We start from the raw sequence: 13483 nt of genomic DNA, 5'->3' as shown, positions 1-13483 counted from the left end.
GGCGGCCCCCGCAGCCGCCCCGCTCTTCAACCTTCGCCCAACAGCCCCAGGCGCTTGCCTTCCAGCACCGCCTGGGTGCGGCTGCGCACCCCCAGTTTGGCGAACAGCTTGTGCAGGTGCCATTTGATGGTGGCCTCGGACAGGTGCACGGTGTTGGCGATTTCGCGGTTGGGCAAGCCGGCGGCCACCAGCCGCAGGATGGTGCGCTCCTTCGGCGTGAACGCCGGCGCATCGTCGAACGCCTCCGGGTCCACCGCCAGGGTGCGACATTGCTCCCGCAGCCGCTCGACGAACCCTGCCCAGGCCGGCGCCAGGTGGGCCGCGTGGCGCATCCAGGCGCTCCACAGCGGCAACAGCCAGAGCGCGTCGTCCAGCAGCAGGCGCCGATAGCCGCCGCCCCAGGCTTCCTCCAGGGTCGCCCGGAACAGGCCGAAGGCCTTCTCCTCGCGCCCCTGGCGCCAGTAGGCGACCGCCAGCAGCAACGACATGCGCAGGCGCCGGTCGCGCTGGTATTCCGAGGTCTGTCGGGCCAGGCATTCCTCCAGGCTCAGTTGCGCCCGCTCCGGGTGGCCCTGGACCAGCGCCAGGCGCGCCTCGCTCAGGGCCAGGGTGGCGTGCACGTCCTGATAACGGCCAGCGGGCAACTCCGCCAGGTGCCGCTGCAGCTGCTGGCAGGCCCGCTCCGCCTCGCCGACACGGCGCACCCAGAGCAGCAGTTGCACGCGGAAGTGGGTGCCAAGGGCGAAGGCGCGCTCGTTACCCGGCCCTTGCAGGCCGTCCAGCCAGGCCTCCAGTTGCGCCAGCGCCGGGCCGGTCTCGCCCCGGTAGAAGCGGGCCCGGTCCAGCACCAGGCGGCCCCGGGCGATCAACTCCATGGGGGTCGCCACGTCGCGCCCCTCCAGGGCCTCGGGCAGCTCGGCCAGCACCGACTGGTGCCGATCGCGCTCGTACAGCAGGTCGGCGTGGACCAGCACCAGCGGGCCGCTCACCGGGCTGTGGGGACCGAACAGGCGGACGAGCCGGGCCCGCTCCGCCTCGACGATGGCCTGGGCCTGTACCAGGTCGCCCCGTTCCTTGCAGATCAGCGCCTCCACCAGGCTGGTGATCACATCCAGGTATTCGCTCTGGGCCAGTTTCAGGCTGTCCCGGGTCATGGCAATGGCCGTCGCAGCCTCGCAGAAGGCACCACGCATGGCATAGGCGGCGGCCTGGATGCAGTAGAGGCTGGCGCGGTACACCGGCTGGCCGAGGGTCACCCGGGGCAGCCACTGCGCCACCACCTGCAGGCAGCCGTCCAGCTTGTCCTGGTAGAGCAGCACCAGTGCCTTCAGCAGATGCGCCACCGCCAGCAGCTCCACCAGGCCGCGCCGGGGCGCCACCGCGTGGTCCTTCGACAGGCGTGTGCCGATGTCCTTGATCAGTGCCTCGGCCTCGGCGAATTTCTGCTCGAAGGCCAATTGCCAGGCATAGAACAGCTGGAACACCGGCCGCTCCTGCATCACCTCGGCCGGCACGCCCTTGAGCACGGCGAGGATGCCGTACACCCGGTTGCCGGCGATGATCCGCGCCCCATGGCGCTCCAGCATGGCGGCGGCGACCTCGTAGTCGCGGCCGCGCAGCGCGTACTTCACACCCCGCTCGGGCTGCCCGTGGCGCTCGCACCAGCGCGCCGCGGCCAGCAACAGTGGGGTGCTGTCCAGGGAGCGGGTCAGGCGCCCCTGGAGGAACTCGGCGAACAGGTGGTGGTAACGGAACCACTCGTCCTGGCCGTCCAGGGGAATGATGAACAGTTGCTCGGCCTGCAACCGCTGCAGCATTTCCGCGCCGTCGTCGCGCCCGGTGAGGGCGTTGCACAGGTCGGCGCAGAACTCATCCAGCACCGAGGTCCGTTCGAGGAACGCCTGCAACGGTACCGGCAACTGGCTCAGCACGTCCTCCACCAAGTAGTCGGCGATGTTGCGCTCGGTACCCGAGAGGCCGGCCAGGAACGCCCCGCGATCCGGGTGCCGGGCCAGGGCCAGGCTCGCCAGGTGCAGGGCGGTGATCCAGCCCTCGGTGCGGGCATGCAGCAGGTCGACTTCCCCCGGCTGCAGGTCGAAGCGCTTCAGCTCCCGCAGGTAGCGCTCGGTTTCCGCCGGCCGCAGGCGCAGGTCCTCGGCGTTCAGCACGCAGGCTTGGTGCGGCTCGAAGCTCAGGCGCGGGCTGAAGCGGGTGCTGGCGATCAGGTGGATGTTCGCCGGCAGGCGTTCGATCAGGTAGCGGATGCAGGTTTCCACGGTGGTGTGGCTGACCCGGTGGAAGTCGTCGAACACCAGGTACAGCTCGCCGTTGATCCGCCGCAATTCGCCGATGAAGGCCTCCAGCAGCAGTTCCACCGGCAGGCTGACATCGCCCTGGAGCAGCCGCCCGGTGTGCCGGCCGAAGCCCGGACAGACATCTTCGATGGCCGCCGCCACGTACTGCAGCATCCGCGGCGGCTCGCTGTCCTTCTCGTCGCAGCTGAGCCAGGCGACCTTCGCCCCGGCCGCCTGCAGGCGTTCACGGAGCTGGCTGAGCGCGGTGCTCTTGCCGAACCCGGCGGGCGCGCTGAGCACGATGACCCGGCGGCCACGGGCGTTGAACAGCCGGTCGATCAGGACCTGGCGCGGCAGCAGCGCGCGGCCGCGATGATCCGGCGGAAACAGCTTGGTGCGCAGCAGCGGGGCGCGTAATGCCTGGGTGCTCATGCCAGCAGGCCCAGGTCCCGCACCCGGCGGATCGCCTGGCTGCGGTTACGCACGCCGAGCTTCTCGTAGATGTTGTGCAAGTGCCACTTGACGGTGCCCAGGGCCAGGGACAACTGCAGGCCGATGGCCTCGTTGGACAGCCCGTCCGCCGCCAGCCGGACGATGCTCTGCTCGCGGTCGGTCAGGCCCTCGCCCTGGGCCGTGGCGGGAACCGCGAAGGCCGGGCCCGGCCAGTCGGCCAGCAGCGCGCGTACGAAGCCCTGCACCACCGGCAGGTGCTCCAGGGCCTGCAGGTCCAGCAACATCTCCCGGGTGAGTTCGCCCTCTTCGTAGAACAGCCCGCGGATGCCTTCGCGCTCCGCCTCCAGCAGGCAGCTGGCGAGCAGCGCCTGGCCCCGTTCGCGGTAGCCCAAGCGGTACTGGCTGTGGGCTGCCAGCAGGTCCAGGCGCAGGCGCTGCACGCCATGCCAGAACACCAGCAGCAGGTTGCGCAGCTGGGAAATCTCGTGCAACGCCTCGCTGTGGCGGCCACGGGCCTGTTGCAGGCGTACCCGGGTCAGCCCCTGCAACCAGCGCACCGGGTTGTAGCCCCGGGCCTCGTAGGCCTGGGCACGGCGTTCCCAGTCCACATCCTGCAGGCGGCGATCGGCCCGGCCCAGGGCATCCGGGCCGCCCTCCTGGAGGATCATCAGGACTTCCTCGGCCAGGGCCTCCAGATGGAAGCGCCAGACCTCCTTGCGGCTGCTGAGGGTCTGCAACGCCCGCAGAGTGACCAGGGCCTCGCCGGGACGGCCATCCAGCCGCTGCAGTCGGGCCAGGGCCAACATGCCCTGGGCGTGGAGGTCGATGGGGTAGATGACGTCGCCGTTCTCCAGGACCCAGGCCAGACGCTCCTCCAGGCCCTCGGGTTGCCACTCGTGGTAAGCCAGCAGGGATTCGGCGAGGGTCGGCACCGCCCGCACCCGGGCCTTTTCCTCGAAGCCACCGGCCAGTTGCTCGCCCAGGCGCTGCTGCACCTGGCGCCCCACGCGCATCCGCCCCTGCTCCAGGGCCAGGAGGATTTCCACGCTGCCCAGCTGCATGTCCAGGTAGGCGCCCTCGAGGAAGTGGTTGCGCTGCCGCGCCAACACCAACAGGCGGCGAGCCTGCTCCGGTTGCGCCAGCAGGGTCTGGGCCAGGACCCCGGCCAGCAGCAGGGTCACCTCCAGGAACGCGGCATGCTGGCCAAGGCTGGCCTCGGCCTGGGCCGCCAGGGCCACGCAGCACTCCAGGTCGTCCTTCTGCAGGGCCACCAGGGCTTTCACCGTGAGCGCCGCCAGGTAACCCTCTCCCAAGGGGGCCTGGATCGGGCTGCGCGTCCAGCGTGCCAGCAGGTCGTCCAGCAGGCGATTGGCCTGGGGCAAGTCGAGCTGAGCGGCCTCGCTCCAGACATCCGCCAGGACCAGCAGCGGGAAGCGCCGGGCGATGTGCTCGGGCACCCGCTGGCGCCAGCGGTGGATACGGTTCATCTGCCCGCGGTTGATCAGTTCAAGGCCACTGGCATCCACCAGCGCGGCGAGCATTTCCGGGTCGTCGGCCAGGTAGGCGTGCTCGATGGCCAACGCCTGCATGCGGTGATTGGCGAACCACAGGCTGGCCTTGAAGTGCAGCCGGGTGTAGCGCTCCGGGTCGCTGGCCTTGAGCCGCGCCTGGAGGAAGTCGGCGAACGGCTGGTGGAAGCGGTACCACTGGCGCTCGCGGTCCAGCGGCACCAGGAACATCTGCAGCCGCTCCAGCCGCTCCAGCAGGGGCTGGCCGTCAGTGCGACCGGTGAGGGTATTGGCCAGTTCGCCGTTGAAGCGGCTGGCCACCGACAGGGCCATCAAGGTGTCCTGCTGGTACGGGGTGAGGCGTTCCAGCACGGCGTGCAACAGGTAGTCGCCCATGGCGGCCTGTTCGCCCGCCCATTGCTGGGAGGGTTCCGCTTCCTCCGGGTGCTGGCGCAACCAGCGGCAGGCCAACTGCACGCCGGTGAACCAGCCCTCGGTGTGCTCGTGCAGTTGCGTCAGGGCTTCCTCGTCCGCCTGTACGCCACAGCGCGCCAGGTAGTCGCCTACTTCGGCGAGGCTCAGGCACAAGTCGTCGGTACCGAATTCCAGCAGGCATTCCTTGGCGCGCAGGGTGGCCAGGTGGAGCGGCGGCTGGGTACGGCTGCCCACCGCCACCGCGAAACCGGGGGGCGCGGAGCGAACCAGGGCATTGAGGGCAGCGAAGGTAGCCTCGTGGCCGATCAGGTGCAGGTCATCGAGGACCAGCAGCAGGCGGCGCGGGTGGGCGGCCAGGGTGGCCAGCAGGCGCTCCACCCAGTCCCCGGGAGGAACTTCCCCGGCGATCTCCGCCAGGTCGGGCAACGTCTTCGCCAGCTCGTCCAGCAGCCGCCGGGCAAACCGCAGGGGCTCGTCATCCTCGGCCTGCAGGGTCAGCCAGGCGATCGCGTGGCCTTCCAGCAGGTGCCGCTCCGCCAGGGCATGCAGCGCCGCCGACTTACCGGCGCCGGGCAGCGCGCAAAACAGGATCAGGCGGGCGTGAGGATGATCCGCCAGCGCCCGTTGAAGGTGGGGTCTTGGAAAAAGGTCGGCGCCGGAAAGCGCCGTCGACGACGCACAGCACGCATCGTCGGCGATCTGTTGTGAACTTGCGCGCACGTCCTGCGTCCTTGCTCATTATCGTTCTTGTGCTAAGGCACTCCCGCAAAGCCTTTCCATACTAGTCAGCGCACCTGTGCGGAGTAAACCCGGCTTTTCCGGCTCTAGGATGAACGGAGTCACACGGTCTACAATCGCCGGCCGCCGTTCCGACACCGTTTCGATGCCGACCTGCCAGCTCCACCCCCTGCCCTACCATGCCGACCCCGGTGAGCGCTTCGCCCTGCTCCGCGACGCGGTGGGGGCGGTGCTGCTGGATTCGGGGCGGCCCGAGGCGCAGCGCGGCCGCTTCGACCTGTTCAGCGCCTGGCCCTCGCAGACGCTGGTTCCACAGCGAGAGGAAAGCGGCGCCGCCTTCCTCAGGCGCCTGCGGACGGCCTTGGCCACCCTCGGCCCGGCGACGTTGCCGGAAGGGGTCGAACTGCCCTTCGCCGGCGGCCTGATGGGTTACCTGGCCTACGACTTCGGCCGTCGCCTGGAGCGGCTTCCTACCCTCGCACGGGACGATCTCGCCCTCGAAGACGCCCGGCTCGGCCTCTATGCCTGGGCGATGGTTACCGACCACCAGTGCGGCACCAGCCAGCTGGTGTTCCACCCCGGCCTGTCGGACGCGGAGCGGCGTCGCCTGGTGGCGCTGTTCGATCGGCCCGCAGCGACACCCGCTGCGACCTTCCGCCTCGACGCCCCCTTCGTGGCCGAAACCGACCCCGAGGCCTACCGCCGGGCGATCCAGCGCATCCAGGCCTATATCCAGGCGGGGGATTGCTACCAGGTGAATTTCGCCCAGCGCTTTCGGGCGCCGTGCAGCGGCGACCCGTGGATCGCCTACCAGGCCCTGCGGCGCACCTGCCCGACGCCGTTCGCCGGCTACCTGGCGCTGGAGCATGGCGACGCCCTGCTGAGCCTGTCGCCCGAACGCTTCCTGAGCGTCCGGGAGCGGGCCGTGGAGACCCGGCCGATCAAGGGGACGCGCCCCCGGGGCCTGACCCCTGGGGACGACCAGGCCCAGGCCGCGGACCTGCTGGCCAGCCCCAAGGACCGGGCGGAAAACCTGATGATCGTCGACCTGCTGCGCAACGACCTGGGCCGCAGCTGCGCCCCCGGCTCGGTGAGGGTCCCTGAGCTGTTCGCCCTGGAGAGCTATCCCAACGTCCATCACCTGGTCAGCAGCGTCACCGGCCACCTGGCGGACGGCAAGGATGCCCTGGACCTGCTGGCCGGGGCATTCCCTGGCGGCTCCATCACCGGCGCGCCGAAAATCCGCGCCATGCAGATCATCGATGAGCTGGAGCCGACCCGCCGCGGACCCTACTGCGGTTCGCTGCTGTACCTCGACGTGCGGGGCGAATTGGACAGCTCCATCGCCATCCGCAGCCTGCTGGTGAAGGATGGCGCCGTGACCTGCTGGGGCGGTGGCGGCATCGTCGCGGACTCCCGATGGGAGGCGGAGCACCAGGAGTCCGTGACCAAGGTCCGGGTGCTGCTGGAGACGCTGCAGGCCCTCTGAACCCTCCACCAATCCTGGCTTATGCCAAATGGACGAGTTTCGTCGCCGCTTGGTTATTTAAGGGGGCGATGGACGGTTTGTTACCATCGCGGCCTTAGAGCGCGCCAAGCGCCATCGACCGAGGTAGCCACCTGATGAATCCCCCCTTCGACGTCGCCGCGCTGGCGGCGGAGTACGCCACCAAGTCCCCCCAGGATGTCCTCAAGCTGGCCTTCGCCCAGTTCGGCGACGAGCTGTGGTTGTCCTTCAGCGGCGCGGAAGACGTGGTGCTGGTGGACATGGCCTGGAAGCTGAACCGGCAGGTGAAGGTCTTCAGCCTGGACACCGGGCGCCTGCATCCCGAGACCTACCGCTTCATCGAGCAGGTCCGCGAGCACTACGGCATCCCCATCGAGATTCTCTCGCCGGACCCGCGGCTGCTGGAGCCCATGGTCAGGGAAAAGGGCCTGTTCAGCTTTTACCGGGACGGCCATGGCGAGTGCTGCGGCATCCGCAAGATCGAGCCCCTGCGGCGCAAGCTGTCCGGGGTGAAGGCCTGGGCCACCGGCCAGCGCCGGGACCAGAGCCCCGGCACCCGCAGCCAGGTGGCGGTGCTGGAGATCGACGGCGCGTTTTCCACGCCGGAGCGCCCGCTGTACAAGTTCAACCCTCTGGCGAACATGACCAGCGCCGAAGTCTGGGCCTACATCCGCATGCTGGAGCTGCCCTACAACAGCCTCCACGAGCGCGGGTTCATCAGCATCGGCTGCGAGCCCTGCACCCGACCGGTGCTGCCCAACCAGCACGAGCGGGAGGGTCGCTGGTGGTGGGAGGAGGCCACGCAGAAGGAATGCGGCCTCCACGCCGGCAACCTGATCGTGAAGGCCTGAAGCCGGTTGCCGATCAGTAGACCGGCAGTTCGGCGCCCTCGAACAGGGCCTCCAGCTCGGCCTTGTTGTGGCACTGCACGGCCTTGGCCAGGACGTCGCGGTTCAGGTGCGGTGCGAACTTCTCGATGAAATCGCACATGAAGCCCCGCAGGAAGGTGCCGCGGCGGAAGCCGATCTTGGTCACGCTGGGCTCGAACAGGTGGCTGGCATCCAGCGCCACCAGGTCGTCGTCCAGCTTCTCGTCCACCGCCATGTGGGCGACGATGCCCACGCCCAGGCCGAGCCGGACGTATGTCTTGATCACGTCCGCATCGGCGGCGGTGAATACCACCCTCGGTACCAGCCCGCGCTGGCTGAACGCCTCGTCCAGCTTGGAGCGCCCGGTGAAGCCGAACACGTAGGTGACGATGGGGTTTTCCGCCAGGGCTTCCAGGGTCAGCCGGCCCATCTTGGTCAGCGGATGGCCATGGGGGACGATCACGCAGCGGTTCCAGCGGTAGCAGGGCATCATGATCAGGTCGCCGAACAGCTCGAGCCCTTCGGTGGCGATGGCGAAGTCGACGGTGCCATCGGCGGCCATCTCGGCGATCTGGGTCGGCGTACCCTGGTGCATGTGCAGGGACACGTCCGGGTACTGCTTGATGAAACTGCTGATCACGCCGGGCAACGCATAGCGGGCCTGGGTGTGGGTGGTGGCGATGGACAGGGTGCCCTTCTTCTCGTTGGAGAACTCCTGGGCGATCTGCTTGATGCTTTCCACCTTGCGCAGGATTTCCCCCGCGGTGGTGATGATCCGCTCGCCAGCGGGAGTGACCCGGGTCAGGTGCTTGCCGCTGCGGGCGAAGACCTCGACGCCCAGCTCGTCCTCCAGCAGGCGGATCTGTTTGCTGATGCCCGGTTGCGAGGTGTAGAGGCTCTGCGCCGTGGCCGAGACATTGAGATCGTGATGCGCGACTTCCCAGATATAGCGCAATTGCTGGAGCTTCATGGGTACCTCTCAGGTGACTGCGCCTGTGATGCCGGGCGACATTTATAACCATATTAATGGTTTTATCTGAAAGCTAGACCTTTTTTGTTCCAACCTGTAATCCGGCGATCCTCAGAAGTCACCCCGGCTGCGATGCTGCAGCATCGGCACCAGGTAGACCGGCACTTCCGACAGCTGCACCAGGCGCGCGGCCGTACGCCCCAGCGGGGTCTCCAGCGGCGTGCCATGGCTGTGGCTGCCCACCACCACCAAGTCCACCGCGAGCTTCTGCACCTCTTCCAGGATCACGTGGGCCGGGTCGCCCTGCAGCACCCGCACGGCGCGGATCAGGTCGTAGTCCTGCTGGGTTTCGCCCAGCTCGTCGCGAAAGCCCTCCAGCACCCGTTGCTCGATGCTCGCCATCACCGTGGAGAGGCCGGTACTGCGCAGCTCCTTGAGCGTCGCCTCGTCCAGGTAAGTCTGCAGCACCGACTCGGCGAACAGGCCCATGGGTTCCACCGCGTGCACCACGTAGAGCTCCGCATTGAAGGTACGGGTGAGATTCAGGGCATGCTGCAGAACATAGGGGGCATAGAGTCCCAGGTCGGTGGCATAAAGAATCGAACGGATCATTCGGCCTCCTCGACTGCCTGGCTGGCGGGCCTCGTCAAAGCTTAGGTTCTGCGGGAAAGACCGTCGAGGGACGTCAGTGCAACGAAACGGTAAAGACGGCGGTGAAGCGATCTGGATCAACGAAAGCGGCCATCTGGACGGGGCCGCGGATACGTCCGCCCGCCCTGCAGCCCGGACCGATCAGGGCAGTTCTTCCACCGGGCGCCCCAGGGCGGTCCGTACCGCGTCGATGAGGTCCGCCTCGCGCACCATGGGCTCTAAGGCTCCGAGGAAGGCGCCGCCGCATACCAGGAAGAAAGCCGGCAGGCGCATCACCTCGTAGCGCGCCACCAGGCCTCCGTTATCCCCGGCATCCACCCAGGCGATACGCTGCACCGGCAGCGCCATCCCCGGCAGGCTCTGGCGGGCCCAGCGGCACGCGGCGCAGCCGGGCGTGGTGAAGACCAGCAGCGTGGCGCCCGGGGCGTCCAGCAGGTAGCGGTCCGCGCCGAAATCGTCGAGGGCGACGGCGTCAAGCAGCGGGCGATGGGGACGGCCTGAAGGCATGGGTCTGGTCTGCAACGTATGGGGTGGATCGAAAGGCGGGTGACGGTAGCCCGCAGTGGACACCCGGGCAAGCCGGGAGGCACCGGTGGTGCGGAATAACGGCCCTTCGCCATTGTCGGCGACTCCCGGATCGCGCTAAGGTTCGGCTCCCGTTGCGCCTTCTTAGATGCCCCTCCGCTGCACGGGTTTGGCAGGCGGCCGGCACGCGACCTGATGAGTACACGATGGCTGATTTACCGATCGACGACCTTAACGTTGCCTCCAACGACACCCTGATCACGCCGGCGCAGCTGAAGCGCGAGATTCCCCTGACGGCTACCGCGCTGCAGACCGTGGCGAACGGGCGCCAGGTGATCCGCGACATCCTGGATGGCAAGGATCACCGCCTGTTCATCGTGGTCGGCCCCTGCTCCATCCACGACATCGAGGCCGCCCACGACTACGCGGCGCGCCTGAAGGCCCTGGCGGCAGAGGTGTCGGACAGCCTGTTCCTGGTCATGCGGGTGTACTTCGAGAAGCCGCGCACCACGGTCGGCTGGAAGGGGCTGATCAACGACCCGTACCTGGACGACTCCTTCAAGATTCAGGACGGCCTGCACATCGGTCGCCAACTGCTCCGCGACCTGGCGGAAATGGGCCTGCCCACTGCCACCGAAGCCCTCGACCCGATCTCGCCCCAGTATCTTCAGGACCTGATCAGCTGGTCCGCCATCGGCGCACGCACCACCGAATCCCAGACCCACCGCGAAATGGCCTCGGGCCTGTCCTCCGCGGTCGGTTTCAAGAACGGCACCGACGGCAGCCTGACGGTGGCCATCAACGCCTTGCAGTCGGTGTCCAGCCCCCACCGCTTCCTCGGCATCAACCAGGAAGGCGGCGTCTCCATCGTCACCACCAAGGGCAACCCCTATGGCCACGTGGTGCTGCGCGGTGGCAACGGCAAGCCCAACTACGACTCGGTGAGCGTGGCGATCTGCGAGCAGGAGCTGAACAAGGCGAAGATTCCGCTGAACGTCATGGTGGACTGCAGCCACGCCAACTCCAACAAGGACCCGGCCCTGCAGCCCCTTGTGATGGACAACGTCGCCAACCAGATCCTCGAAGGCAACGGCTCCATCGTCGGCCTGATGGTGGAGAGCCACCTGGGCTGGGGCAGCCAGTCGATTCCCAAGGACCTGAAGGCCCTGAAGTACGGCGTGTCCATCACCGATGCCTGCATCGACTGGGAAACCACCGAGAAGACGCTGCGCAGCATGCACGCCAAGCTCAAGGACGTGCTGCCTCGCCGCCAGCGCGGCTGAGCCGTCCCAACATGAAAACGCCGGGCAGAGCCCGGCGTTTTCATGTCTTCGGTCGATATATGAATCAGTCGCTGCCCTTGGCCTGCCCGTCGCGCCGCTCCAGGTAGCGCTCCACATAGGAGCAGGAAGGAATCACCGTGTAGCCGAGGCGTTCGGCGTAGTCGAGGGCGGTCTCGGTGAGGGCGGCGGCGATACCGCGCCCGCGCAGTTCGTTGGGTACGAAGGTCCGGTAAATGTCCAGGGTCTGCTTGCCCAGGTCCATATAGGACAGATAAGCGCGATAACCGTCCACGGTGGTTTCGAACTGATGACCTGCCTGGTCATGGTGAATGGACAATGTCTCGCTCATCATCTCTCCTTACGGGCCTACAGCATGACCCTTACCTTGTTGATCTTATTCAGGCGGAGATTCATTTCCGCCGTCCCCGTGCCGACTTGGACACTGATGTACACCTTGCCGTTCTGGATCTTGCGCAGGATGCCCTGGTAATAGACCCCATCGTACGTCAGGAACTGCAAGCGCTTGCCGGCATATTGCGGCAAATCGTCCGCTTTGACGAACTCGTAGCGCGGCGAGACACGCACCTCTTCGGCTTGCGGTCCCGCGGTGATCCGTTCCGTTGCCCCGTATTGCTTGCCGGCGGGTGCGCCGGCCCAGGCGAACGCGATGGGCTCCACCGCCTTCCCGTTCACCGCCACGCTGGGGTTGAGCATCCTCACCACATCCTGCGGATCGTAGAAATTCAGGCCGCCCCACGGCATGGTCTCGCTGGGGGTCAGTTCCAGGCGCAGGGACTGCGGGTCTTCCAGGTAGCGCGCATAGGCCTGCAGCAGGGAGTCGTCCAGCGCCACCTGCTGGCTGCGCACCACTTGGTCGAAATGCTGGATCGCGGTCTGCAGGTAGACTTGTGGGCTCTGCCCCAGCTTGCCGGCGCAGTAGGCCTGTACCTTGCGCTGGTACTGGTTGTCGTTGAGCTCGAAAGTGACGTGGGCCAGGCGCGGCGGATTGGCGGCCATGTCGCCCGGCTTGTCCGAGGTGTTGGCCAGTTCCAGCGCCACCCGCATTTCGCCCATGTCGCGTGTGTCGGTACGCAGGTCCAGCAGCAACTGCTTGGTCCCCGGAAGAAACCGATAGGCCAGCTCCACATCGGATTCGAGGGTGCGATAGCCCATCTCCAGCAGTTGCACCGTCCCGATGGTGCGCACGTCGCCGCAGGCCACGTCGCTCATGGCGGTCAACAGGCTGCGTTGCGCCGGCTGGCTGTAAAATTGCTGCATGAAAGGCCCGTGCACTTGCAGCGTCAGGCCTTTCAGGGAAAGTGCCAACTGCTTCGGCAGTTCACCCCGGCCGAGGCTTTCCTTGAAGCGGAGCAACTCGCCAAGGCCGTTGAACTTCAGTTCGGCATGGTTGACCACCAGAGTATCGCCCATCATCGGGACCCGGATGGTGAGCTGCTCGAGCCCCACGCGCCCTTCGAAGGAGGAGGTTACTCCGGTGTATGTAACATCCATCAGAGGCGAAAGCCGCGCGATGGCATCATCCATGATCGAGCGCACCGACAACCAGAGCGATAACTTGATGAGCAGCGCGATCGCGAGTACCGCCAGCGCGCCCCACTTGAGCAACTTCGCCATGGACCAGGCATCCTTCTTAACACTTACTGCGGAAAAAGCGTCGAGAAAGACAGTGGTGTCGAACCCGCTCATATGAGCGCGCGATTATAGGTGAAACCAAACTTCCCTAGGAATGTCCCGTTGGATTGAAAGCGCTCAATAAGCAAGCGATTACAAAGGAACGGACATTTTTTGCGCAAGCCGTTGTCCTAGTTTTCGCAAGTAACGGGCAAATCAGAAAAAAAAGCTTTCTGGTGCGTTCGGCGAGTTTACTTGCTACCGGTTACGGGTAGTATGTAGGCCGCTATTTCCCAGGCCCGGGAAATGGCTTTTATGGAAAAGTCCACCTTTAAGGGGAACACGATGAACAACGTTCTGAAATTCTCGGCTCTGGCCCTGGCCGCTGTTCTGGCTACCGGTTGCAGCAGCGCCTCCAAGGAAACCGAAGCTCGTCTGACCGCTACCGAAGACGCTGCTGCTCGCGCCCAGGCACGTGCCGATGAAGCCTATCGCAAGGCCGAAGAAGCGCTGTCCGCCGCTCAGAAAGCCCAGCAGACCGCTGACGAGGCTAACGAGCGCGCACTGCGCATGCTGGAAAAAGCCAGCCGCAAGTAATAGCCCACAAGGCTATCAAGC

At 66.7% G+C, this 13483-nt stretch carries 11 protein-coding genes; 4 read left to right on the top strand and 7 right to left on the bottom strand.

Annotation, left to right across the window (positions count from 1 at the left end):
- Positions 1 to 26: 26 nt before the first annotated feature.
- Positions 27 to 2726, bottom strand: a complete 2700-nt coding sequence (locus FM069_RS10510; protein WP_143488252.1) for a LuxR C-terminal-related transcriptional regulator — start codon at positions 2724 to 2726, stop codon at positions 27 to 29.
- Positions 2723 to 5410, bottom strand: a complete 2688-nt coding sequence (locus FM069_RS10505; RefSeq protein ID WP_233282018.1) for a LuxR C-terminal-related transcriptional regulator — start codon at positions 5408 to 5410, stop codon at positions 2723 to 2725. The genes FM069_RS10510 and FM069_RS10505 overlap by 4 nt, the downstream gene beginning before the upstream one ends.
- A gap of 163 nt (positions 5411 to 5573) precedes the next feature.
- Between FM069_RS10505 and pabB the strand changes: the two genes are divergently transcribed.
- A complete protein-coding gene (pabB, locus tag FM069_RS10500) occupies positions 5574 to 6917 on the top strand; it encodes an aminodeoxychorismate synthase component I (RefSeq protein WP_143488251.1) in 1344 nt (447 codons plus the stop codon).
- A 134-nt stretch (positions 6918 to 7051) separates the two neighbouring features.
- Entirely contained in the window at positions 7052 to 7786 is a 735-nt protein-coding gene (locus FM069_RS10495) for a phosphoadenylyl-sulfate reductase (protein WP_143488250.1), read from the top strand.
- Between the two features lie 13 nt (positions 7787 to 7799).
- Here the strand turns inward: FM069_RS10495 and cysB are convergent, their stop codons facing one another.
- The 3 genes from cysB to FM069_RS10480 form a co-directional block, all read right to left on the bottom strand.
- Positions 7800 to 8774 (bottom strand): HTH-type transcriptional regulator CysB, encoded by a 975-nt coding sequence (gene cysB / locus FM069_RS10490; protein ID WP_143488249.1) that lies wholly within the window; start codon positions 8772 to 8774, stop codon positions 7800 to 7802.
- A 111-nt stretch (positions 8775 to 8885) separates the two neighbouring features.
- Positions 8886 to 9386, bottom strand: coding sequence for a universal stress protein (locus FM069_RS10485; RefSeq protein ID WP_143488248.1), 501 nt, complete (start codon positions 9384 to 9386; stop codon positions 8886 to 8888).
- Positions 9387 to 9566: 180 nt separating this feature from the next.
- Positions 9567 to 9932: a thioredoxin family protein gene (locus FM069_RS10480; protein ID WP_143488247.1), complete on the bottom strand. Its 366-nt coding sequence runs from the start codon at positions 9930 to 9932 to the stop codon at positions 9567 to 9569.
- 224 nt (positions 9933 to 10156) lie between these two features.
- Between FM069_RS10480 and FM069_RS10475 the strand changes: the two genes are divergently transcribed.
- The gene (locus FM069_RS10475; RefSeq protein ID WP_143488246.1) at positions 10157 to 11233 is read left to right on the top strand and encodes a 3-deoxy-7-phosphoheptulonate synthase; all 1077 of its coding nucleotides are present in this window, start codon (positions 10157 to 10159) and stop codon (positions 11231 to 11233) included.
- 64 nt (positions 11234 to 11297) lie between these two features.
- On the opposite strand, the gene FM069_RS10470 is transcribed toward FM069_RS10475, so the two are convergent.
- Complete coding sequence (locus FM069_RS10470; protein ID WP_143488245.1) at positions 11298 to 11582, bottom strand: GNAT family N-acetyltransferase; 285 nt, start codon at positions 11580 to 11582, stop codon at positions 11298 to 11300.
- A gap of 17 nt (positions 11583 to 11599) precedes the next feature.
- Positions 11600 to 12868: a hypothetical protein gene (locus tag FM069_RS10465; protein WP_143488244.1), complete on the bottom strand. Its 1269-nt coding sequence runs from the start codon at positions 12866 to 12868 to the stop codon at positions 11600 to 11602.
- A 342-nt stretch (positions 12869 to 13210) separates the two neighbouring features.
- Here FM069_RS10465 and oprI point away from each other — a divergent pair, with 342 nt between their 5' ends.
- Positions 13211 to 13462 carry an outer membrane lipoprotei OprI gene (gene oprI, locus FM069_RS10460; protein WP_143488243.1) on the top strand — a complete coding sequence of 84 codons (252 nt, stop codon included), beginning with the start codon at positions 13211 to 13213 and terminating at the stop codon, positions 13460 to 13462.
- Positions 13463 to 13483: the final 21 nt, after the last annotated feature.

The sequence above is a fragment of the Pseudomonas mangiferae genome (genome assembly GCF_007109405.1).
In the GTDB taxonomy this organism is placed as follows: domain Bacteria; phylum Pseudomonadota; class Gammaproteobacteria; order Pseudomonadales; family Pseudomonadaceae; genus Pseudomonas_T; species Pseudomonas_T mangiferae.
Note: the sequence above shows the minus strand (reverse complement) of the source record. Positions and strands in the feature narration are given on the sequence as shown.